The following is a 21,694-nucleotide window of genomic DNA, read 5'->3' as shown; positions in this document are numbered from 1 at the left end:
AGCGCGACCAGATCGACCGCCCCCACACCCATGCTCGCGAGCCCCCCGCCCCCCCCCCCCCCCCCCCCCCCTCCCCCCCCGCCCCCCCCCCCCCCCCCCCCCCCCCCCCGCCTCTGCGCCGTCTTCCGGCCCCGCCCGTCAGCCTTCTGACGGCCCGTCGGACCGCGCGGCGGCCTCCGGAGCCATCGCCCAGCGGATCGTCCTGGTCAGACCGTGTCCCGCGAGCCGGACGCCGGTCGCCTCGGTGATCGGCAGATACGGCAGCCGCAGCGGGCTGCGGGCCCACGAAGGAAGCAGCCCCACCGCGCCCGCGGCCAAGATCGCGTACGGGCCGCGGGCGGCCCACGGCAGCGGCGGGTCGAGCAGCAGGAAACGCGCGGCGTCCCGCGCCTCGGCCGTGGACCGCAACTCCGGCCGGTACGCGGCGAGCCGGGCGGTCAGCGCCGCCTGGTCGCGCGGCGGGTCGAGGACACCGAGGGCCTCCGCGACCCGCGCGGTGTCCGCCACGTAGGCGTCGCAGCCCGCGGCGTCCAACGGCCGCGCCCCGTACCGCTGATGAGCGCGCAGGAAACTGTCCACCTCGGCGACGTGCACCCAGCCCAGCAGATGCGGATCCGACGCCCGGTACGGCTCCCCCTCCGCGGTCGTGCCGCTGACGCGCGCGTGCACCGCCCGTACCTGCTCGACGGCCTGCCGCGCGTCCTCGGCGGTGCCGAAGGTCGTGACCGCGAGAAAGGTGCTGGTGCGCTGGAGACGGCCCCACGGATCTCCCCGGTAGCCGGAGTGCGCGGCGACCGCGGCCATCGCCAGCGGATGCAGCGACTGCAACAGCAGCGCACGCAAGCCCCCGATGAACATCGACGCGTCACCGTGCACCACGCGGATCGGCCGCTCGGGACCGAACCACCGCGGCCCCCGCGCGTCCTGGATCCGCGCCCGGTTCTCCGGCCCCGAGGGCCCCGCCACCCGCGCCAGCAATTCCGCGCGCAACCGCTGCCGCACGGCTGCGACGCCGGGAATGTCCAGAATACTGACGGCCATGTCGCCACTGTACGACTCGGGCGTGAACGCGGTCGCGCGGGGAGGTGTCGGCGAGATCCCGCCGGAGATGATGTGGGACGGAAACGGGCGGCCGGACCCCGGCGGTACCCGGGCGCGGCGGCCCACGGACGGAAGCACCTGCGCGGGAGAGGCGGAACGCGATGACGACGGCTGAGGCGGGCGCGCTCGGGGACGGGCTGCGCATCGAGCGGGCGCGAGCGCTGGACCCCGGAGCGGCGCACGCGCTGCTGGCCCCGCTGGTTCAGGGCGGCGCCCCGCTCGGCTGGCTGGAGCCGCCCGGCACCGACGAGGTCACGGCCCTCCTCGACCGGGTCCTGACCGCGGTACGGGCCGGCGACGGGTCGCTGCGCGCCGCGTATCTCGGTGAGGACCTGGTCGGTTTCGGCTACTGGCTGCGGTACACCCGCCCCACCCACCGCCCCCACGCCGACCTGGAGCGGCTCGCCGTGGACGGCGCCGCCCACGGCCACGGCATCGGCCGCGCCCTGACCGCGGCGCTGGTCGCCGACGCCCGCCGGGCCGGGATCGAAGTGCTCACCCTCGACGCCCGTGGCGACAACGCCCGCGCCATCGGCCTCTACGAATCACTGGGCTTTCGCGAGTACGGCCGCCTGCCGGACTTCGTGGCGGTCGGGCCGCGCCGCTACGACAAGGTGTTCCACATGCTCGACCTGCGCCCCGGCCGCCACGGCGGCGGCGCGGAGGACGCCGCTCAGGGCAGCCGCAGCGTCACGTAACGGATCGTGTCGCCCGGCAGCAGATACCGCTCGACCTCGACGAAGCCCTGCGTGAGCGCGAAGCGCAGCCCGTCCTCATTGGACTCCAGCACCACCGTCTCGACGGCGCCCGGCCGCAGCTCCCGCGCGTGCGCGAGGCCGCGCGCGTACAGCTCCCGGCCGAAGCCCCGCCCCCGGTGTGCGCTGAGGACCCGCGCGATGACCGTGACCACCGGCTCGTCGTCGGTCGGCGGCCGTACCGTCATGTTTCCGACCAGGACGTCGCCGAGGTAGGCGACCTCCAGGAGGTGGCGTCCGCTGCGCTCCCGGACGTCGTCCAGGGACAGCGGATGCGTGGGGATGACCGTGTTGTGGACGGCGCGCCAGTCCTGGACGAAGGCGTCGGGGCGCACGCGTTCGATGCGAAGTGTGCTCACCTGCACAGCGAAGCGGGCGCGCCCCGAGGCGTCAACCGTGATTCGGGGCGCGGCCCGCGGCTCAGGCGGTCGACGTCCAGCGGATCTGCGTGCTGCACAGGGACACGACCAGCGCCGAGGCGGCCACGGCGCCCAGGCCCCAGACCAGACCGGTCGCGTTGGCGATGAAGCCGATCACCGGCGGCCCCGCGAGCAGCCCCGTCGTGCCCATCGTCGCGACCAGCGTCAGCGCGTCCGAACCCTGACCGGCCGCCGCCACGTACACGCACGGCGTCACGGCGGCGATGCCCAGGCCGACCGCGGCGAAGCCGATCAGCGCCGGGACCACGCCGCCGCTGAGCAGCGCGATGGCCAGGCCCGCCGCGGCCAGGGCGCTGCCCGCACGGACGATCAGGCCGTCACCCCAGCGGCTGCGCCAGCCGTCGGCGAAGAGCCGGGCGAGCACCATCATGACCGAGACGACGGCGATGCCCATGGGCGCCAGTTCGGCCGAGGCCTTGGCGACGTCCTTCATGTAGATCGCCGACCAGTCGTTCATCGCACCCTCGGTGACCGTGCCGAAGGCCATCGCGCAGCCCATCCACAGGGTCATACGGGCGGGCAGTGTCCACTTGCCGCGGCTCTTGGCACCCCGTTCCTCCGCGACCGCGACCGCGTCCTCCTTCTGCTCCTGCGCCTCGGCCGCCTCGTCCTTGGCCGCGATTTGCTCTTGCGTCAGCAGCCCGGTCCTGGCGTACGCGGTCAGCAGGAGCAACAGGACGGCGGCGGCGCCGAAGTGCACCGCCATCGTCGAGGTGACGGTGTTCATTCCGGAGGCGAGCAGGGCCGCGCCGAGCGAGCCGCCGCTGAAGGTCGCGTGCAGCTTGGCCATGGCGTTGCGCCGGTGGACGGCCTCCAGCGCCGCGCCCTGCGCGTTCATCGCCACATTCAGGCAGGCCACGAGCACCCCGTCACATCCCATGACGAGCAGCGCGACCGGGTAGTTCGGCATGACGGACAGCGGGATGAGCAGCAGCGTCAGGCCGACGGCCGAGAGCAGCGACAGCAGCCGCGAGCCCAGCCGCCGCATCAGCATCGCCACCAGCGGGAAAGCGGCGGCGGCGCCGATGCCGGTGGCCATCAGCAGCAGCCCCACCTGCGCGGCGGTCAGGTCCAGATGCGCCTTGATCGCGGGCAGCCGCGACGCCCAGGTGGCGTACTGGAAGCCCAGCGAGAAGAAGAGCGCCCCGATCGCCAACTGCCCGCGCCGGAACGGATCGTGAACGTGCAACACAGGCGTTATCCCACTTCGTTTCGCGTTGGTGCCCCGCTCAGCAGGCCGCTGGTCGGCGTCGGACTCTCGACGGTCGGCGCGGTCGGCAGCGCCATGGACATGTACACCGAACCGGCCCCGTAGCTCTCGGAGTTCACGACCTCCTTCTGGGCGGCGAAGCCGTTCGCCGCCCAGAAGGTGTGACTGCCGCCGACCGCGACGAGCGACATCTGTTCGTATCCCTGCCGGAGCGCCCGCCCGGTGAGGTGGTGCAGCAGGCGTTTGCCCAGGCCCCGGCCGCGCAGATCCTCGGCGATGACGAGGTCGTGCACATGCAGATTGCGCGAGCGGAAGACCACCTCCTCGCCGCGGGCGAGGTCGGGCGCCTGCGAGACCGGGTACGGCAGCGCCAACAGGTAACCGGCGAGCCGCTGTTCGACGTCGAGGACGAAGCACGTCGTCGGCGACGCCCACGCCTTCGACTCCAGCGCGGCCCGCCCCTCGGACAGACCGAGGGAGGTGTAGGCGGCGGCTTCGAGCGCGACGAGGTCCGCCCAGTCGCCGTCGCCGACAGGGCGGACGCGCGCGTGCTCCGTCACCGCGCGCCGGGGTGTCTCGCGGTCGCTCACCTGTCGTGCTCCTTCCGCGGGCGGCCCGGCCCGTCGCCCGCGCCGCGTACGCACACGTACGGCAGTGGGCTGAAGCCGTTGAACCCCTGGGTCATGTAACTGACGGCGTAGGCACCGCTGGACAGCACCCACACCGGGTCGCCCGACTCGACCGACTCGGGTACCGGGACCAGGCTGTGCTCGCGCGAATAGGCGTCGTCGCTGTCACAGGTCGGACCGGCCACGGTGGCCTCGACGCGCGGGGTGTCGGGGTGGGTGGGGAAGACCAGCCGGTACTGCAACTCGTCCATCTCGTACAGGCCGTTGAACTTCCCGCAGCTCAGGTAGAGCCAGCGGTGGGCCGTGCCGTCCGCCGTGTGCCGGGTGGACAGCCGGGAGACGTGCGCCCGGACGGCCCCGTGGTCGGCGACCAGATGGCGGCCCGGCTCCGTCACGAAGCCCAGGCCGTCGCCCGCCGCCTCCCGGCACCGCTGCATGCCCTCGCGGATGACGGCGAAGATCTTGTCGATCGGCGGGTCGAGCGGCCTGCCGCGCTTGTCGAGATAGCCGAGCGCGGGCAGGCCGCCGCCCAGATTGACGTACCGCGGCGGCATACCGCGCTCGCCGAGCACGGTCAGCGTGTCGACCAGTTGCTCGAACGCCCGCTGCCACGCCTCGGCCGTGATCTGCTGCGAACCGACGTGCACGGAGAGCCCGGCCGGCCGCAGCCCGGACTCCCGCGCCTTCTCCAGCACGGCCAGGGCGTCCTCGGCCGAGCAGCCGAACTTGTTGCTCAGACCCCAGAGCGCTCCGTCACCGTCGGTCGCCAGCCGGCAGAACACCCGCGAGCCGGGGGCGTGCGCCGCGACGGCGGCGACGTCCTCCAGGCTGTCGGTGGCGAAGTCCCTGACACCGAGGCGATAGGCCGCCGCGATGTCCCGGTCCGACTTGACGGTGTTGCCGTAGTGAATTCTCCCGACCGCGACGCCGGAGCGTACGGCCTGCTCGATCTCGTTGATACTCGCCGCGTCGAATCCGCTGCCTTTCGCGACAAGACAGGCGAGCACTTCGTCCACGGGACAGGATTTCATGGCGAAGCGCACCGCGATTCTCGGCAGCTCGCGCAGCAGGGAATCGTAGCGTTCCTCGATACCGCTGAGATCGAAGACGATCCGGTCCTCGGCGCTGGCCGAAAGAGCGGCGAACAGTGAGGCGTTCTCGTGCGTCATGTGCGGCGTCAGCCAGGCAGCCGCTGGAGTGTGTCGAGACCCGTTTCCCTGCTCGCCCGAATCATCGCCGACCATGTTTCCGTCAACAGGGCGTAGTCCTCGATGTCCCCGCGGGCCTCGTCTAGCAACCGCTCGCGCCGCTCCGTGAGCGATTCCGCGAATTCCGCGTACCTGCCGCCGAGCTTGCGGTAGGACCGGTCGAGGATGTCCAGCCGCTCCACATTCTCCGCACGGTCCAGCAGAGCGCTGTCCCGCAGCAATTCGGCGACCGCGGCCACCCGTATCCGGTGGTCGTCGTCCAGCAGCGCGGAACCGGCCTCGGCCATCCGGTCGTACACGGCGTTGAGATACAGCATCGACAGGAAGAATTTGGCGAAGCGCAAGTGATACGCCATGAACCCGGCGTCCGTCTTCCGCTCACCGGTGTGGTAATTGACGATGTTCCGGTTGTGCAGGACACCGGGCAGCGTCGCGTCGTGGACGAGGTGGATCAGGAAGTAGTCGCTTCCGATCGTGTCCGTCGCGGGCATCAGCGGGACCTGCTCGTGGACCCCGTGGAAGGCGATGTTGCACATGTCGACCCGCATCGGGTCGACCAGGGTGAGCGTCGAGTGGTCGCCCGCGAAGGGCTCGTGGCCCGCGCCCTTGAAGGACTCGTCGACCAGTTCGCGCTTCTTCCGCGACGACCAGTGGACCGGCGCCCACAGCCCGACCACGTCGTAGTAGGCGTCGCGGTCGAGCCGGTGCATCTCCTCGATGTCGACGGACATCTCGCCGATGAAGGAACTGCCCACCATGGAGACGGTCTTGCCGGTGTGCGCGTCCGCCAGATCGGTCTCGGTCACTCCGGCCGCCGCGTCGGCCGCCCGCTTGCCGAGCGACAACAGCTCATGGTGGACGGGGAAGACCGGCAGACCGTCCACGGACTGGTAGCGGCTGTCGGAGTCCCTGCGGTGTACGGACTCGCAGCCCAGCGCCGCGGCGATCAGGAACGCGCGGTTGGTGCAGGCGCCGTACGAGAGCCCGGCGGGCAGCATCAGATCGAGCAGCAACTCGGGCTTGTCCGGCGCGGCCCGCTCGATGACCCGCCGCAGGAAGTCGCGCTGCTCCGCCTCGCCGAGGTGGTGCACGACGACGCCCGGTACGGCCGGCAGACCGCGCACGACCCGAGCGTGCTGCTCGCGGGCTCCGGCGTCGGAGGAGTCCAGGACCAGCAGACGCACCTCGACGTCGAAGTGCGTGGCGGCGTGGGCCGCCTCCTCGTGCACCGCCGATATCGTTGTCGCGCAGGGCCTGTTGGTGGGAAGCGTCAGGCAGATTCGGCGCATGTCCGCTCCCCGGTCCCCTGGTCCGCGGACGGCTGCTTCCAGGAGTCACGGCCCAGCAGCTTGGCGCCCAGGTCGGTCAGCTCCGCGGGTCCGTACCGCAGGGACTCGTGCCGGGTGGCGTCGCCGACCAGCGTGCCGTTCCACTCCGGAGTGCTGAGCGTCCGCCAGGAGTTGACGCGCGAGTCCCGCAGCTCCTGGTGCGACTCCAGGGCGGGCATCATCGAGAGGTACTGGGCGGCGCGGACGCCGCTCTGCGAGGTGTTGGGCGCGACGCCGTGCGCGAGCAGCCCGTTCCAGATCAGCAGGTCACCGGCCTTGAGATCGGGCTGGATGACGGGGTATTCGGCGCGGTCGACGCTCGGCCGGATCGGGTCGCGGTCCTCCGGCTGGAGCGCCTTCCACTCCTCGAACCGGTGGAAGAGGTCGGGCGCGCACTGGAAGCCGCCCTGGTCGGGCTTGGTGTCGTTGAGCGCGATGATCCCCTGGACGCGCTGCGGGAGCACCTCCAGCGTGGTGTCGATGTCCCAGTGCAGCGTGATGTCGAAGCCGCGCTCGGTCGGCGCGATGTGGGCGCGGTCCCGGTTCTTGATGTTGGGCGGGTTGAGGTTGAGCCGGTCCAGCGTCACCCACAGCTCTTCGCAGTCCCATACGTCGACGAAGGCGTCGTAGACGCGCTGCGACTGCCGGCTGTCCCACATGAGCTGGTGCTGGTAAGCCTCGACGAAACCGTAGATGTGCAGTTCCCTGTCGAGATCCGAGCGGAACTCCCGCTCCTCGTACCAGGTGTCCGGGCGGGCCGGATCAAGTCCCTGGAAATTCCAGGCGAATTCCAGGAGCTCGTCGGCCGCGACGGCGGGTATCGCCTGCCGCACCACGACGTATCCGTAGGTCTGCCAGAAAGTGAAGTCCTCTTCCGACAGCACACGGAGTTTCTGTGTCTTGCGGAGGTTCCGCAGCGGAGTCGGTGTGAGGTAGGTCTCGCCGTCCGAGCTGAAGTACGGGCGTTCGGAAGAGGCTCGAAAAGAATGATCAGGCGCCGACAAAGCAGTCGCTCCAGGGTTCGGTTCTCTGATGCGGATCGCCCCCGGGCTTTCCTTCGGCCGGGACGGATCGGCCGTGTGGGGACAGGCAATCGCGTCCGGTGCCGAGAGTGGTTCTGGGCGACCGCCACTACATGTGCCTACGCCAAAGCACGGCGGAACCGTGCGTTGCCGTCGGTGGGCGAGTGGATGCGTACGGCAACGGACGTTCGCAACTTGCCCATCATTCATGGCACTACGCCGCGCTTGTCGCTCGCTGAACTCGCGTCCCACTAAAATGGATTAGACCAACCGCCCATGTCAACCGTGGAGTTGACGTGTCGCGGCGCCCGAAGGCGGCGATTCGGCCACCTCGTCGCCGTGCGCGATCCGGGCCCTACCACGGGTGACGCGGCTTCCCCGGCGGCGACGGACCAGGTCAGGCGCGGTCTCCCGGACGCCCCGGCCGATGTGGCCGGTGTACGTGCGTCAGGCACTTGACACCCCAGATCACGCTGGGCGAGTATCCGGATGGTCTGTACCAATGTCCGCCGTGTCACAAATGCGTTGGCTCTACGTGGAAGGCCCAGTTGATGTCCTCCAGCACGCCCGACAAGGAGCTGCGACGACTCGCGCTCTCCGTTCTCCAGCCCGGCTTCGTGGGGACGGAGGCGCCGGAGTGGGTGCTGCGGGCCATCGGTGACGGCCTGGCCTCCGTCGTCCTCTTCTCGCGCAACATCGCCTCGCCCCAGCAGGTGGCCCGGCTGACCGCGCAACTGCGCGCCGAGAACCCCGCGTTGATCATCGCGATCGACGAGGAAGCCGGGGACGTCACCCGTATCGAGTCCTCGACCGGCTCCACCCGGCCCGGCAACTTCGCGCTCGGCGCCGTGGACGACCCCGACCTCACCGAGTCCGTCGCCCGCGACCTCGGCCGCCAACTGCACGCCGCCGGCGTCAGCCTCAACTACGCGCCCAGCGTGGACGTCAACTCCAACCCGGACAACCCGATCATCGGGGTGCGCTCCTTCGGCGTCGACGCCGGTCTGGTCGCCCGGCACGCGGGCGCCTGGATCCAGGGCCTCCAGTCGGCCGGAGTCGCCGCCTGCGCCAAGCACTTCCCCGGTCACGGGGACGTCGCCGTCGACTCCCACCACGGCCTGCCCAGCTACGACGCCGACCTCGCGACCATCGCCGCCCAGGCCCTGCCGCCCTTCGAGGCCGCCGTCCGCGCGGGCGTGCGCGCCGTGATGAGCGGTCACCTCCTCGTGCCCGCCTACGACCCGCACGTTCCGGCCACCCTCAGCAGCCGCATCCTCGACGGACTGCTCCGCAAGGAACTCGGCTTCGACGGCCTGATCGTCACCGACGCCATCGAGATGGGCGCAGTCACCGACCGCTACGGCATCGACGGCGCCACGGTGAAGGCCGTCGTCGCGGGCTGCGACGCGGTCTGTGTCGGCGGCGAGAACTCCGGGGCCGACACCGTCGACCTGCTCACCGACGCGCTCGCCGACGCCGTACGGTCCGGCGACCTCACGCAGGCGCGGCTGGAGGAGGCGTCCGAGCGGGTCCGCGCCTTCGCCGAGTGGTCGACCGGCCTGGCGCGGGCGGTTCCGGTCAATCCGGTCAGCGGCGACATCGGTTACGTCGCCGCCCGCCGCGCCATACGCCTCGGCGGCTCCGCGAGCGACGTCCTCCCGCTGACCGCGCCCCCGCACGTGGTCGAACTGGTGCCGTCCACCAACCTGGCCATCGGCAAGGAGACCCCCTGGGGCGTCGCGGCCCCGCTGCGCGAGCGGCTGCCCGGCACCACCTTCGTCCGCGTCCACCACCAGGAACTCGCCGCCGACGCCGCCCTCCTGGAGTCGTACGCGCTCGCGCCCGCCGCCGGGCGCCCGCTGGTCGTCGTCGTCAGGGACGCCTCCCGCAACAAGTGGATGGGCCGCGCGCTCGCCGAACTCGCCGGGGCACGTCCCGACGCGATCGTCGTCGAGATGGGCCTGCCGGGCGACTCCGTCCAGGGCGCCGCGCAGATCTTCACCCACGGCGCGACGGCCGCCTCCGGTGTCGCCGCGGCGGAAGTCCTGGTGGGCGCGCGGTAGTCGGGCCGGGCCCCGGCGGGGTCCGCGCCTTGGGCGGGTCCGACGACCACCGGGGGATACTTGGCCCGAGGCGGTCCGCGGCCGGAGACTCCGGGACGCGGCCACCGCGGTCCGAGGGGGAGCCATGATGCGGACGATGTTCGATCGTGACGATCTGTCGCCGCCGGACCGGCTGGCGGCCCTCAACGAGCTGTTCGTCACCAGCGAGCACCCGATGAGCCTGTCCAGCCGGGAGGCGGAGGACTTCAGGGCGTCGGCCAGGACCGTCGACCTCGCGGCGGTGAACGTGGTCGAGCTGAGGGTCTCGCCCTCGCAGGTCGTCCGCACGCCGAAGATGGTCCGCCAGGCGGATCCGGAACTCCTCTGCCTGGCCATGGCGCCCTCGGGCAAGCTCGTCATGAGCCAGCTCGGCCGCGAGGCGGTCCTGGAGGCGACGGACATCGTCCTCTACGACAGCTCGCGCCCCTTCGGACTTCAACTCGGCGCGGGCGGCGAGCCCACCACACTCGTACGCGTCCACATCCCGCGCGCACAGCTCGGACAGCCCGCCGACCGGATCGAACGCCTGCTGGCCCGGCCCTTACCGGGACAGGCCGGATTCGCGGGCATGCTCGTGCACTTCCTCACCGGCCTGACCACGCAGGCGGCCTACCGCCCCGACGACCTCGGGCGGCTGGCCCGTATATCCGAGGACCTGCTCACCGCCGTCGTCGCCCACCACCTCGACGCGGAAGCCGCCCTCCGCGAGGACTCACGCCGACGCACACTCCTGCTGAGCGTCGAAGCCTTCGTCCAGCAGCATCTGCACGACCCCGACCTCTCGCCGACCCACATCGCCGACGCCCTGCACGTCTCCGTCGGCTACCTCCACCGGCTCTTCACCACGCGCGAGACCACCCTCGCCGCCTGGATCCGCCGCCTCCGCCTGGAGCGCGCCCGCCGCGACCTGCGCGACCCCGCCCTCCGGGATCTCCCCATTCACCGCATAGCCGCCCGCTGGGGATTCAAGGACCACTCCACCTTCACCCGTTCCTTCCGCACCGCCTACCACCTCTCGCCCCGCGACTACCGCCACGCGACGGGGAGCAGCGAACCGTAAACGGCTGGGCTCAGCGGCACCATGTCGTGCCGCATGCCTGAGGACGCCATGCCTGAGGACGCCGTGGCTGAGCGCGCCTCCTACGCGTCAGGACCGCCCCCGTCGCCGTCCCCGTCCGCCGCGGCGATCTCGCCCAGTGGCACGGGGAAGGCCAGCGGGCGGGTGGCCAGGCCGCGGTGGTCGGCGGCGGTGGCGGGGCGGCCGGTGAGGGCGGCGCTGATCGCGGTGGTCGCGAAGCCGCACACACGGCCCTGGCACATGCCCATACCGGGGCGGGCGAGCTGCTTGAGGGTGCGCGGGTCGTCCGCGCCCAGCGTGCGGTGGGCCTCGTCGAGCGCCGCGAAGGTGACCTCCTCGCAGCGGCAGACGACCGTGTCGGGCGTGAGCCACGCCGTCCAGTGCGCCGGGACCGGATGGGCGGTGTGCATCGCCGCGGCGAAGCGGCGACCCCGCCGGATGCCCGACCGCAGACGGCGTACGGCGCCGCGGTCGTAGGACCGGCCCAGGTCGGCGGCCACGGCGAGCCCGCTCAACCGGCCCTCGCGCAGGGCGAGCGCGGCGCCTCCGACCCCGGTGCACTCCCCGGCGAGGTAGACGCCGGGCACGCTCGCGCGCTGCCACGCGTCCACCACCGCTACCAGCGAGCCGTCCACGTCCACCCGCGTCCCCGCGCCCAGCGCCAGCGGCAGTTCGAGAGCGGGGGTGAAACCCCAGCCGAGCGCCACCAGATCCACCGCGACCTCGGTGGCGCGCGCGGTGACGGGGCGGCCGTCGCGGCCCAGCGGCGCCACCCGGACCGCGCGGACGCGCGTCCCGCCGAGGATGTGGGTGACGACGGTCCTCGTCCGGTACGGGATACGGTGGCGCGCAAGCAGCGCCGCGTACCGCGCCGCCTCCACCGCCTTGGCCGGTTCCCGCGCCGCGCCGCCGGCCTCGCGCAGCCAGCCGCGCAGCGCGTTCGCCTCGCAGACCAGGGGTACGTCCGCCCCGGCCGCGGCGAGGCCCGTCGCCACCGGGAGCAGGAAGGGGCCGGTCCCGGCCACCACCGCCCGCCGCCCGGCCAGGGTGCCGTCCGCCTTGAGCAGCGCCTGCACGCCGCCCGCCGCCATGACACCGGGCAAGTCCCAGCCGGGAATGGGCAGTTGGCGGTCGTATCCGCCCGGACAGAGCACCAGGGCGCGCGCGGCCACCGTCACGGCCGGTGCGCGGGCCGTGTCGTGCGCGGGCCGGGTCCTGAGAATGAAGCCGTCGGCCCCGCGCTCGGCCCGCCAGACCTGCCGGCCGTACAGCGTCCGTACCCCGGCTCGGGACAGCCGCTCCGTCAAGTCCGCGTACGTGCCCAGGTGGTGGTATCCCTCGTCGGCGCGCGGTCCCCCCGGTCCGTGCCGCCAGAACTGGCCGCCGGGGCGCGCCGCCGCGTCGACCAGGACGACGCTCAGCCCTGCCTCGGCGGCGGTCACCGCCGCGGCCAGCCCCGCGGGACCCGCGCCGACCACCGCGACCTCGGCCCGCGCGACCTCGGCCTCCGCCGTCGTGGCGACGCCCGTCATCGGTCAGCGCCTTCGTACGTGGCGGGCGCCGTCTCCAGCCGCATGCCGTCGGCCGCCGGCACCTGGCAGGCGCGCTGGTCGCGGTGGCCGTCCACGGTGATCAGGCAGTCGAAGCAGACACCGATCCCGCAGAACAGGCCGCGCGGTCGGTCCTCGACGCGGGTCGACCGCCAGGCGACGATGCCCGCCGCCATCAGGGCGGAGCCGACGCTTTGGCCCTCGCGGGCAGAAACGGGCCGGCCGTCGAGGAACACGGTGCAGGGCGCCGCGAGGTCGTCAGCGTGAGGGGGCACGGGGTTCCTCCTGCGGTTCCTCGGTGGGCGGGCTGGTGTCGAAGCGCTCGGGGGCGAAGGGCGCGAGGTCCAGCGGTACGGCCTGGCCGGTCAGCGCACCGACGAGCAGGCTGGCCGTGCCCGCCGACAGACCGATCCCGGCGCCCTCGTGCCCGCAGGCGTGCCACAGCCCCGGAGCCCGCGGATCGGGGCCGATCACCGGCAGGTGGTCGGGGCAGTAGGGGCGGAAGCCGACGTAGGAGCGCAGCGCCGGGACCGAGGCCAGGAACGGGAAGAGCGCGATGGCCTTGCGGGCCAGCGCCGCGGGGACGGCGGGGGACAGCCGCCGGTCGAAGCCGACGCGTTCGCGCGAGGAGCCGATCAGGACGGTGCCCGCGCGGGTGCCCTCCACCACGGGCGACGTCTGGAGTGCGGCGTCACCGCTGGCCACATCGGCGACGTACTCTGCGGCGTAGACCTTGTGCCGGATGACCAGGGGGAGCGGCCGGGTGACCAGGACGGCGCCGCGCCGGGGGAGCACCGGCACCCGTACTCCGGCCAGCGCCGCCACGTCGCCCGCCCACGGCCCCGCCGCGTTGAGCACGGCCGGGGCGTGCACCGGACCGCGGTGGGTGTCGACGCCGGTGATCCGTCCCCCGGACGTGCGGAAACCGGTCACCTCCGTGCCGGTCCTGACCCGCGCGCCCGCCTCACGGGCCAGGCGCAGCAGGTGCGCGACGACGAGCACGGGCTGCACCTGGGCGTCCTGCGGGTAGAACGCGCCGGAGACCAGCTCCCGCGACAGCAGCGGTTCGTAGCCGGGCAGTTCGTCGCCGGACACCTCGACCGCCTCGACGCCGAGGGTGCGCTGATGCCGTACGAGCGTGGCCAGCGTCCCCGAACCCTGCGCGGTGGCGGCCACGACGAGACCGCCCTTGGGCTCGTACTCCCACAGGCCGGCGTGTTCCGCGAGGTCGTCACGCCACACGCGCAGCGAGAGCAGGGCCAGATCGAGCTCGGGGCCCGGCTCCTTGTCGGAGACCAGCAGATTGCCCTCGCCCGCGCTGGAAGTGCCGCCCGCCAGCGGACCGCGGTCCAGGACCGTGACGTCGAGACCGGCGCGCGCCGCGAAGTACGCGGCGGCGGCACCGATCACGCCCGCGCCGATGACGACCAGGTCAGCGGTGTCGGACGCCGTGGCCGGGCGCGGCGCCGTTCGCGACGCGGGCGGGTGCGGTGTGCGCATGGCGGCCTTCCCGGTCGCAGGTCAGGGGCGGGGGCGTGGGGTTCACGGTCGGGTGCGGACGCGGGGTCCACCGGCGGGTGCGGGCGGGGGGTCCACCGGCAGGGCACTACAGGAGGAATCCCGCGGGAAAGGGGTCGTCGGGGTCGAGCATGTACTGGGCGGTACCGGTGATCCATGCCCGCCCGGTGACGGTCGGTACCACCGCGGGGACGCCGCCGACCTCGGTCTCCTCCACCAGACGGCCGACGAAGCGGGTGCCGATGAACGACTCGTTCACGAAGTCGGTGTCCAGCGCGAGCTCCCCGCGGGCGTGCAACTGCGCCATCCGCGCGCTGGTCCCCGTACCGCACGGGGAGCGGTCGAACCAGCCGGGGTGGATGGCCATGGCGTGCCGGGAGTGGCGGGCGGTGGAGCCGGGCGCGGTGAGATAGACGTGGTGGCAGCCGCGGATGTCAGGGCGCTCCGGATGGACCGGCTCGTCGGCCTCGTTGATCGCGGCCATGACGGCCAGGCCCGCCTCCAGCAGCCGTCCGCCCTCCCGCCGGTCGAAGGGCAGGCCGATCCGCTCCAGGTCGACGACGGCGTAGAAGTTGCCGCCGAAGGCGAGGTCGTAGCCCACCTCGCCGAGGCCGGGCACGGTGACGGTCCGGTCCAGCGCGTGCGCGTAGGAGGCGACATTGCGCAGCGTCACCGATCTGGCGGCGCCGTCCTCGACCGCCACCTCCACGGTGACCAGCCCCGCCGGGGTGTCCAGCCGGATCACGGTGACCGGCTCGCGGACCTCCACCATGCCGGTCTCGACCAGCACGGTCGCCACCCCGATGGTGCCGTGGCCGCACATGGGCAGCACCCCGGACACCTCGATGAACAGCACGCCCCAGTCGGCGTCGGGCCGGGTCGGGGGCTGGAGGATCGCACCGCTCATCGCGGCGTGCCCGCGCGGCTCGTACATCAGCAGGGTGCGCAGATCGTCCTTGTTGGCCATGAACCACGTACGCCGCTCGGCCATGGTGCCGCCCGGCAGGACGCCCACGCCGCCGGTGATCACACGGGTCGGCATGCCCTCGGTGTGGGAGTCGACGGCGTGGAAGACGCGCCGCGCCCTCATCGGCAGCCCTCCGCGACCGCGGCCTTCGTCAGCTCGGTGATCCGCGCGGCGACGTCGTCGGGCAGCGGACCGCGCGGCGGACGGCAGGGGCCGCCGTACCGTCCGGCCACATCCATGGACAGCTTGATGGCCTGGACGAATTCCGTCTTGGAGTCCCAGCGCAGCAGCGCGTGCAGCGAGCGGTAGAGGGCGGATCCGGCCGGTACGTCGGCGGGGTCGTCCGACGTGATCAGGCGGAACATCTCGACGGTGGTGGCCGGGAAGGCGTTGGTGTAGCCCGCGATCCAGCCGACCGCGCCCGCGAGCCCCAGCTCCAGCACCATGTCGTCGGCGCCGACGATCAGGTCCAGGCCCGGCGCCGACTCGGCCAGCAGATAGGCGCGGCGCGGATCGCCGCTGAACTCCTTGACCGCCACGATCAGATTCTCGGCGTGCAGTTCGGCGAGCAGGCCGGGGGTGAGGTCGACCTTGGTGTCGATGGGGTTGTTGTACGCGACCACGGGCAGCCCGACCCGCGCGGCCTCGCGGTAGTGGGCGACGACGTCGGAGCGCGAGGCCCGGTAGGAGTTGGGCGGCAGCAGCAGGACGGAGGCGGCGCCGGCCTCCGCCGCCCGCTCGATCCACCCGCAGACCTCGCGCGACCCGTACGCGGCCACGCCGGGCATCACCCCGAAGCCCTCGGGGGCCGCCTCGATCGCGGTCCGCATCACGCGGGTGCGCTCGTCGATACTGAGGGTCTGGTACTCGCCGAGCGAACCGTTGGGGCACACGCCGTGGCAGCCGCCGTCGGCCAGGAACCGGACGTGCTCGCCGTACGCGTCGAGGTCGACCGAACCGTCGGGGCGGAACGGGAGCGCGGTGGCGACGTAGACCCCGTGCCAGGGCTGCGCCTGGGTGTCGGGCATGCGGTTCTCCTCACGGGAAGGGCGGACGCGCCGCCTCGGCGGTGCGAGGACGACGGGGGCCGGGCGGGCGAACGAGGGCTCGCGGGCCGCGCGTTGGGCGCCTGGACGCTGACGGGGGCGCCGCGACGGGAGCCCGGATCGGTGGTGCGCAACGGGCTACGGACCGGCCGCCGGGACCGTGGGCGCTGCGCTGTCACAGTAGCTGTGCAATGGCACTGACGCCAGACCCCGACGGATCTTCGAGTGAACAGCGCGGGGACGTGCGCCTTTGCCCCTTTCGCTCCCGGCTCGCGCGTCCGTGGATATCATTGCGCCGCACAATGAAACCTCATTGAACCTCCGCCCTGTCGCCGCCGTACCCCGCCCGGCTGTCATCCTGACCTCGGACAGGCGGTGCGTCGGCCGAGCGGCGGGGGCGCGGGAGAGCCGAAGGGCGGGGCACGTGAGCGGTGGGCAGAGCGCCGACGGCCGGGAGACGCAGCGGGACCGGGTGCGCGACGAACTGCGCGCCGCCGTGGTCTCCGGGGACCTGATCCCGGGCGCGGTCTACTCCGCTCCCAGCCTGGCGGCGCGCTTCGGCGTGTCCTCCACCCCGGTGCGGGAGGCCATGCTCGACCTGGTCAAGGAAGGGCTCGCGGTGGCCCAGCCCAACAAGGGCTTCCGGATCACCGAGGTCTCCGACCAGGACCTGGACCAGATCACCGCCGTCCGCCTGCTGATCGAACCGCCCGCCGTACGCGCCGTCGTCCCGCTGGTCCCCGCCGCCGACCTGCCCCTGCTGCGCACGCTCGCCGAGCACATCGTCGTCGCCGCGCGCGCCGGTGACCTGGTCGGATACGTCGAGGCCGACCGGATCTTCCACCTCACGCTGCTGGGCTACACCGGCAACCGGCACCTGGTGAACGTCGTCGCGGGTCTGCGCGCGCGGACCCGGCTGCTGGGCCTCGCGCCGCTGCTCGCCGACGGCAGCCTCGTCGAGTCGGCGATGGAGCACCACCAGCTCACGGACTTCGTGGAGTACGGCGACGCGGTGGGCGCCGAGCTGATGATGCACCGGCACATCGGGCATGTCCGGGGGCTCTGGGCGGCGCGCTGACGTCCCTTCCGTCCGCGTAACACAGGTTTTACCGGGCGGATCGGACGAAATTTTCTCCCCGCCCGGCGGCGCTCCGCGCGGGCTCGGCCCCGTGCGGCCCGGGGGAGTCAACTCGCAGGTGGCGGGCGGGCGTTGAGCGCCCGGACGACGATTTCCCGACCCGCTCGCGAGCCCGGTCGGATGGCTTGAACGGTGCCCTGTGCGTCGTCGCCGATTCAAGAACTTCGTGATCGACCGTTGACCGCACCCTTGTCGCTCACTTAGCGTCCTGCTCACCCCAGTGGAAGCCAAGTTCCAATGAATGGAAGTTCAGGTGAACGCTGTGAACCCGGACGATCCGTCGGCCCTCGACGCCCGATTGACCAATGTCAGCAAGACCTACCCCGGCGGCGAGACCGCGGTGACCAGCATGAACCTCGGTGTCAGGCGAGGCGAGTTCTTCTCGCTCCTGGGACCGTCGGGATGCGGCAAGTCCACCACGCTGCGGATACTCGCCGGTCTCGAACAGCCCACGGAAGGCACCGTCGCCATCGCGGGCAAGGACATGACCGGAGTGCCGCCCAACAAGCGGCCGACCAACCTGATCTTCCAGAGACTGGCGCTCTTCCCGCACCTCACCGTGGCCGAAAACATCGCTTTCGGTCCGAAGATACGCCGCCAGTCACGGGCGGAGATCCGGTCGACCGTCACCGACATGCTGGACCTGGTCGACCTCGCGGGTTACGCCAACCGCAAGCCCGCCCAGTTGTCCGGCGGCCAGCAGCAGCGGGTGGCGATCGCCCGCGCCCTGGCCAACAAGCCCGCCGTACTGCTGCTCGACGAACCCCTGGGCGCGCTGGACCTGCGGCTGCGGGTGCAGATGCAGCGCGCCCTGAAGCAGATCCAGCAGGAGTCAGGGACCACCTTCGTCTTCGTCACCCACGACCAGACCGAGGCGTTCACCATCTCCGACCGGATCGCCCTGATGAACCAGGGCCGTGTGGAGCAGGTCGGGCGGCCCGACGAGCTCTACGACCGCCCCGCCACCGAATTCGTCGCCACGTTCCTCGGCGACACCAACATCATCCGCGGCGCCGTCGCCGACCGGGTGCTGCGCGCGGACGGCTTCACCTGCCGCACGCCGGGGCCCGGCACGGCGCTGTCGGTCCGGCCCGAGGCCATCGCCATGCGGCCCCGGCTGACCAGCGACTTCGACAACCGCTTCACCGCCCGCGTCACGGACCTGACCTTCCAGGGAGCCAGCATCCGCTTCCAGGTGGCCGTGGCCGACTCCAGGCAGGAACTGGTCGTACAACTCCCCGCCAAGGACGCACGGGGGATCGCCACGGGGGACGAGGTCGAGATCGGCTGGCCGTCCGACGCCGCCGTCATGCTCGGCGCCGACTCCTAGGACTCGTCCGCGCGACGGGCCACCGGGCCTGTCCGCGCGACAGTCCCGGCCGAGCGCGGGCCCACCACCAGAAGTGCTGTGACCACCCAGGGAGAGACCATGCACAGCAACACGGGCAGATCGAACGGGGACAAGGCGGCGGCGGCCGGAGCCGCGTCGCCCGCAGGCGAAGGCACCGGCCGTACCCCGGTGTCGCGGCGCTCGCTGCTGACCGGCGGCGGCGCGGTGGCGGCCGGACTGTTCCTGGCCGCCTGCGCCTCGAACAAGCAGCCCGGCACGTCGGCGAGTTCGGGCGCGGGCAAGGGAGCGGGCAAGAAGCTCACCATCACCATGACCCCCTTCGCGGGCGCCGATCTCGGCCTCATGCCCAGGGAGTTCGCCAAGGAGTACCAGGACAAGCACCCCAACGTGCAGATCAAGATCGACGACACGCTCAACCTCGCCAAGCAGACCGCCGCCTACCAGGCAAACCCGCACAAGCCGCTGAACAACCTGGTCTTCTCCAACGGCGGCGCGACGGCCACCGGCAAGGCCACCGGTATGTACCTCAAGCTGGACTACAGCAAGATCCCCAACACCTCGCAACTGCACGCCCAGTTCGTCGAGCGCGACCACTGCGGTGTGGTGTTCGGCGCCGACCAGATGGGGCTGGTCTACAACACCAAGACCTACCCCAAGGGCTTCGCGTCCTGGACCGACCTGTGGTCGCCCGACCAGCGCGGAAAGCTCTGTTTCTTCACCATCCCCTGGTGGGCCATCGGCATGGCCGCCAAGCTCAACGGCGGCGGCTGGGACAACATGGACCCCGGCTTCAAGCTGTGGATCGAGCACGCCAAGAACATCCGCACGATCGTGACGGCCAACCCCCAGTTCCTCAACGTGCTCTCCACCAGCGAGGCCCCGCTGACCTCGCACTACCTGGGCACCTCGACGGCGTGGCACGCCCAGGGCGCGCCGCTGGGCTTCAGCCGCCCCACCGAGGGCGCCTTCTTCGACCCGGTCGGCGTCAACATCAACTCCGGCTCCTCCGACGACCAGCTCGAAGTCTGCTACGACATCGTCAACGAGATGCTCCAGCCCAAGTGGAACCAGCGCTGGGTGGACACCTCGGTCGAGATCCCCGCCTCCAGCACCTCCAAGCTGACCCCGAAGCTCCAGGCCATCCCGGCCATCGCCGCCGGCGCCGACCAGAAGTTCGTGGACGTCGACTGGGACACCGTCGGCAAGAACATGGCCGCCTGGACCGCGCGGTGGAACGAGGAAGTCGTCTCCAAGATCTGACGGCCCCGTTCGTACGACTCAGTTCTTACGGCTCAGCCCTCACGGACCGGTTCCGACAGCCCGGTTCTCACGGCTCAGCCCCGACGACGTCCACCCCACGACCGGAAGGACCTGCACGATGGCGGACAACCCTCCAGGCGGCATACGAGAAGCCGCCCCGGTGAGCGGGGCGGCGACGGCCACGGCGGAGCGCCCGGCCCCGGAGAAGCCGGGACCCCGCCGAGCGCAGCCCAAAGCCTTCACCGGCAAGGGCCGCGACCGGCGCACCGCACTGCTCCTGCTCGCGCCCAGCATCGTGCTGCTGCTCGCGGTGTTCGCCTTCGCCATGGAGTCGCTCGTCGAGTACTCCCTGCAGAAGTACCAACCCGGTGGCGTCAACACCACCAACACCCTGGCCACATGGACGAAAGTCCTCACCAGCTCCTACTACTGGTCGGTGATCTGGCAGACCGTACTCGTCGGTCTGCTGGTCACCGCGATCACCGCGGTCGTCGGCTACCTCACCGCCCTGGCACTGCACCACACCAAGCGGACCGGCTGGCGCAACGCCGGATACGCGGTGGTCTTCTCCTCGCTGGTCTTCTCCGGCATCGCCAGCGTCTACGCCTGGCAACTGCTGCTCGGCCAGGAGGGTTTCCTCAACTCCGCGCTCGGCCTGTTCGGCATCGGCCCCGTCCATCTGCTCTACGAGCGCAGCGCCGTCGTCATCGCCCTCGTGCACACCCTGCTGCCGCTGATGGTCCTGCCGATCAGCAGCACCTTCCGGCAGATCGACGGCACCCTCGCCGACGCGGCCGACGACTTCGGCGCCTCCCGCTGGCGCACCTTCCGCTCGATCACCCTGCCGCTGAGCGCGCCGGGCCTGATCGCCGGATGCCAGCTCACCTTCGCCCTGACCATCTCCAGCTTCACCGCCCCCAGCCTCCTCGGCGGCGGGCGGGTCGCGACCCTGTCCACCAGCATCTACTCCCTGGTCGGCACCACGGACTATCCGGGCGCCTCCGTCTGCGCCCTGGTGCTGCTGATCCTCGCGCTGGTCTCCACCGGAGCGTTCGTCCTCCTCCAGCGCCGGTTCGCCGAGGCCGACCAGGGCGGAGTCACCATCAGCCCCTCGCCGCCCCGCGGCATCCGCGGGCTCGGCGTGTGGATGGCCGTGCTGTACGCCTTCCAGCTCGTGCCCGCCGCGATCGTCGTGATCAGCTCGCTGTCGTCGGTCTCCTACGGGGTATGGCCGCCGCCCGGCTTCTCCACCCGCTGGTACACCAACCTCTACCACCAGGACGGCGTCATGGACGCCTTCGTCGGCAGCCTGTGGATCGGGGCGCTGGTCGCGGTGCTCGCCGTCCTGCTCGGCTCCGCCGGCGCGGTCGCCCTGGTCCGCTACCGCTTCCGGGGCAGCGGGGTGGTGCAGTCGGCGCTCTTCTCACCCGTCGTGGTGCCCAAGATCGCCTTCGGCTTCGCCGTGTTCATGCTGCTCGCCCGGGCTGGTCTGCCCTCCGGCAGGTGGGCGGTGGTCCTCGCCCACACCGTGGCGACCGTGCCGTTCGTGATCGTGCTGCTGTCCGCCGCCCTGACCCGGGCCGACCGCACCCTGGACTACGCGGCGATCGACCTCGGCGCCTCGCCGCTGCGCGCCTTCCTGCGCACGACGCTGCAGCAGATCGCGCCCGCCCTGCTCATCAGCGGCGTCTTCGCCTTCCTCGTCAGCTTCAACGAGATCGACCTGTCGATCTTCCTGCTCACCTCCGACCAGCAGACCCTGCCGGTGTGGATGTACGGCTACCTCAACAACTACCAGGACCCGACCCCCGCGGCCCTGTCCACGATCATGACCGCGCTGTCGGTGCTCGTCGTCGGACTCGGCGCCCTGCTCCTGCGTGTCGTCCAGCGCGGCCGACGACTGGAGCTGTGACCGACCGCCACCACCGCATCGGGCCACGCCGCACCCGCGTCCGCGTACCCGCACACCACCCGCCTTCGTACGACCAAGG

19 protein-coding genes are annotated in these 21,694 nt (G+C 71.9%); 7 read left to right on the top strand and 12 right to left on the bottom strand.

All coding sequences use genetic code 11. The features are described from left to right. Nucleotides 1-138 precede the first annotated feature (138 nt). A complete protein-coding gene (locus tag ACZ37P_RS34675; protein WP_391161808.1) occupies nt 139-1,041 on the bottom strand; it encodes an oxygenase MpaB family protein in 903 nt (300 codons plus the stop codon). A 161-nt stretch (nt 1,042-1,202) separates the two neighbouring features. On the opposite strand from ACZ37P_RS34675, the gene ACZ37P_RS34670 reads away from it, so the two are divergent. Next, the gene (locus ACZ37P_RS34670; RefSeq protein WP_467350391.1) at nt 1,203-1,799 is read left to right on the top strand and encodes a GNAT family N-acetyltransferase; all 597 of its coding nucleotides are present in this window, start codon (nt 1,203-1,205) and stop codon (nt 1,797-1,799) included. Here the strand turns inward: ACZ37P_RS34670 and ACZ37P_RS34665 are convergent. From ACZ37P_RS34665 to ACZ37P_RS34640, 6 genes are all read right to left on the bottom strand, one after another. Further along, nucleotides 1,775-2,215: a GNAT family N-acetyltransferase gene (locus tag ACZ37P_RS34665; protein ID WP_402711824.1), complete on the bottom strand. Its 441-nt coding sequence runs from the start codon at nt 2,213-2,215 to the stop codon at nt 1,775-1,777. The two genes, ACZ37P_RS34670 and ACZ37P_RS34665, sit on opposite strands and share 25 nt — an antisense overlap. Before the next feature lie 61 nt (nt 2,216-2,276). Beyond that, nucleotides 2,277-3,488 (bottom strand): MFS transporter, encoded by a 1,212-nt coding sequence (locus ACZ37P_RS34660; protein WP_391049942.1) that lies wholly within the window; start codon nt 3,486-3,488, stop codon nt 2,277-2,279. A gap of 5 nt (nt 3,489-3,493) precedes the next feature. After that, a complete protein-coding gene (locus ACZ37P_RS34655) occupies nt 3,494-4,096 on the bottom strand; it encodes a GNAT family N-acetyltransferase (protein ID WP_355348379.1) in 603 nt (200 codons plus the stop codon). Then, nucleotides 4,093-5,304: a type III PLP-dependent enzyme gene (locus ACZ37P_RS34650; RefSeq protein WP_467350388.1), complete on the bottom strand. Its 1,212-nt coding sequence runs from the start codon at nt 5,302-5,304 to the stop codon at nt 4,093-4,095. Before ACZ37P_RS34650 ends, ACZ37P_RS34655 begins: the two co-directional genes overlap by 4 nt. An 8-nt stretch (nt 5,305-5,312) precedes the next feature. Beyond that, on the bottom strand, nt 5,313-6,632 hold the full coding sequence (locus ACZ37P_RS34645; RefSeq protein ID WP_467350386.1) for a DUF6271 family protein: 1,320 nt from the start codon (nt 6,630-6,632) through the stop codon (nt 5,313-5,315). Then, a complete protein-coding gene (locus ACZ37P_RS34640; RefSeq protein WP_391161801.1) occupies nt 6,614-7,675 on the bottom strand; it encodes a phytanoyl-CoA dioxygenase family protein in 1,062 nt (353 codons plus the stop codon). The genes ACZ37P_RS34645 and ACZ37P_RS34640 overlap by 19 nt, the downstream gene beginning before the upstream one ends. A 569-nt stretch (nt 7,676-8,244) precedes the next feature. Here ACZ37P_RS34640 and ACZ37P_RS34635 point away from each other — a divergent pair. Continuing rightward, complete coding sequence (locus ACZ37P_RS34635) at nt 8,245-9,756, top strand: glycoside hydrolase family 3 protein (protein ID WP_467350384.1); 1,512 nt, start codon at nt 8,245-8,247, stop codon at nt 9,754-9,756. A 136-nt stretch (nt 9,757-9,892) separates the two neighbouring features. Then, on the top strand, nt 9,893-10,855 hold the full coding sequence (locus ACZ37P_RS34630; RefSeq protein WP_467350383.1) for a helix-turn-helix domain-containing protein: 963 nt from the start codon (nt 9,893-9,895) through the stop codon (nt 10,853-10,855). 80 nt (nt 10,856-10,935) lie between these two features. Here the strand turns inward: ACZ37P_RS34630 and ACZ37P_RS34625 are convergent, their stop codons facing one another. The 5 genes from ACZ37P_RS34625 to ACZ37P_RS34605 form a co-directional block, all read right to left on the bottom strand. Further along, a complete protein-coding gene (locus ACZ37P_RS34625) occupies nt 10,936-12,405 on the bottom strand; it encodes an FAD-dependent oxidoreductase (protein ID WP_467350381.1) in 1,470 nt (489 codons plus the stop codon). Continuing rightward, a complete protein-coding gene (locus ACZ37P_RS34620; protein ID WP_355348400.1) occupies nt 12,402-12,698 on the bottom strand; it encodes a (2Fe-2S)-binding protein in 297 nt (98 codons plus the stop codon). Before ACZ37P_RS34620 ends, ACZ37P_RS34625 begins: the two co-directional genes overlap by 4 nt. Beyond that, nucleotides 12,682-13,923: an NAD(P)/FAD-dependent oxidoreductase gene (locus ACZ37P_RS34615; protein WP_391161795.1), complete on the bottom strand. Its 1,242-nt coding sequence runs from the start codon at nt 13,921-13,923 to the stop codon at nt 12,682-12,684. The genes ACZ37P_RS34620 and ACZ37P_RS34615 overlap by 17 nt, the downstream gene beginning before the upstream one ends. Nucleotides 13,924-14,029: 106 nt before the next feature. Further along, entirely contained in the window at nt 14,030-15,031 is a 1,002-nt protein-coding gene (locus ACZ37P_RS34610) for a proline racemase family protein (protein WP_391049962.1), read from the bottom strand. Beyond that, the gene (locus ACZ37P_RS34605) at nt 15,028-15,936 is read right to left on the bottom strand and encodes a dihydrodipicolinate synthase family protein (protein ID WP_467350379.1); all 909 of its coding nucleotides are present in this window, start codon (nt 15,934-15,936) and stop codon (nt 15,028-15,030) included. The genes ACZ37P_RS34610 and ACZ37P_RS34605 overlap by 4 nt, the downstream gene beginning before the upstream one ends. Nucleotides 15,937-16,378: 442 nt before the next feature. On the opposite strand from ACZ37P_RS34605, the gene ACZ37P_RS34600 reads away from it, so the two are divergent. The 4 genes from ACZ37P_RS34600 (at nt 16,379) to ACZ37P_RS34585 (ending at nt 21,615) form a co-directional block, all read left to right on the top strand. Beyond that, entirely contained in the window at nt 16,379-17,032 is a 654-nt protein-coding gene (locus ACZ37P_RS34600; protein ID WP_355348412.1) for a GntR family transcriptional regulator, read from the top strand. 313 nt (nt 17,033-17,345) lie between these two features. After that, nucleotides 17,346-18,422, top strand: coding sequence for an ABC transporter ATP-binding protein (locus ACZ37P_RS34595; RefSeq protein WP_355348415.1), 1,077 nt, complete (start codon nt 17,346-17,348; stop codon nt 18,420-18,422). 99 nt (nt 18,423-18,521) lie between these two features. Beyond that, nucleotides 18,522-19,703, top strand: coding sequence for an ABC transporter substrate-binding protein (locus ACZ37P_RS34590; RefSeq protein ID WP_355348418.1), 1,182 nt, complete (start codon nt 18,522-18,524; stop codon nt 19,701-19,703). Nucleotides 19,704-19,821: 118 nt separating this feature from the next. Continuing rightward, nucleotides 19,822-21,615 carry an ABC transporter permease gene (locus ACZ37P_RS34585; protein WP_467350378.1) on the top strand — a complete coding sequence of 598 codons (1,794 nt, stop codon included), beginning with the start codon at nt 19,822-19,824 and terminating at the stop codon, nt 21,613-21,615. Nucleotides 21,616-21,694 lie beyond the last annotated feature (79 nt).

The sequence above is a fragment of the Streptomyces sp. NPDC024632 genome (genome assembly GCF_055559175.1).
This window is presented reverse-complemented; position numbering and strand designations above follow the sequence as displayed.

What these genes read in the sequence shown, in the direction of transcription:
- ACZ37P_RS34675 (WP_391161808.1), bottom strand. Translation starts at nt 1,041, where the DNA reads ATGGCCGTCAGTATTCTGGACATTCCCGGCGTCGCAGCCGTGCGGCAG.
- ACZ37P_RS34625 (WP_467350381.1), bottom strand. Translation starts at nt 12,405, where the DNA reads ATGACGGGCGTCGCCACGACGGCGGAGGCCGAGGTCGCGCGGGCCGAG.
- ACZ37P_RS34635 (WP_467350384.1), top strand. Translation starts at nt 8,245, where the DNA reads ATGTCCTCCAGCACGCCCGACAAGGAGCTGCGACGACTCGCGCTCTCC.
- ACZ37P_RS34650 (WP_467350388.1), bottom strand. Translation starts at nt 5,304, where the DNA reads ATGACGCACGAGAACGCCTCACTGTTCGCCGCTCTTTCGGCCAGCGCC.
- ACZ37P_RS34585 (WP_467350378.1), top strand. Translation starts at nt 19,822, where the DNA reads ATGGCGGACAACCCTCCAGGCGGCATACGAGAAGCCGCCCCGGTGAGC.
- ACZ37P_RS34630 (WP_467350383.1), top strand. Translation starts at nt 9,893, where the DNA reads ATGTTCGATCGTGACGATCTGTCGCCGCCGGACCGGCTGGCGGCCCTC.
- ACZ37P_RS34610 (WP_391049962.1), bottom strand. Translation starts at nt 15,031, where the DNA reads ATGAGGGCGCGGCGCGTCTTCCACGCCGTCGACTCCCACACCGAGGGC.
- ACZ37P_RS34645 (WP_467350386.1), bottom strand. Translation starts at nt 6,632, where the DNA reads ATGCGCCGAATCTGCCTGACGCTTCCCACCAACAGGCCCTGCGCGACA.
- ACZ37P_RS34670 (WP_467350391.1), top strand. Translation starts at nt 1,203, where the DNA reads ATGACGACGGCTGAGGCGGGCGCGCTCGGGGACGGGCTGCGCATCGAG.
- ACZ37P_RS34590 (WP_355348418.1), top strand. Translation starts at nt 18,522, where the DNA reads ATGCACAGCAACACGGGCAGATCGAACGGGGACAAGGCGGCGGCGGCC.
- ACZ37P_RS34605 (WP_467350379.1), bottom strand. Translation starts at nt 15,936, where the DNA reads ATGCCCGACACCCAGGCGCAGCCCTGGCACGGGGTCTACGTCGCCACC.
- ACZ37P_RS34615 (WP_391161795.1), bottom strand. Translation starts at nt 13,923, where the DNA reads ATGCGCACACCGCACCCGCCCGCGTCGCGAACGGCGCCGCGCCCGGCC.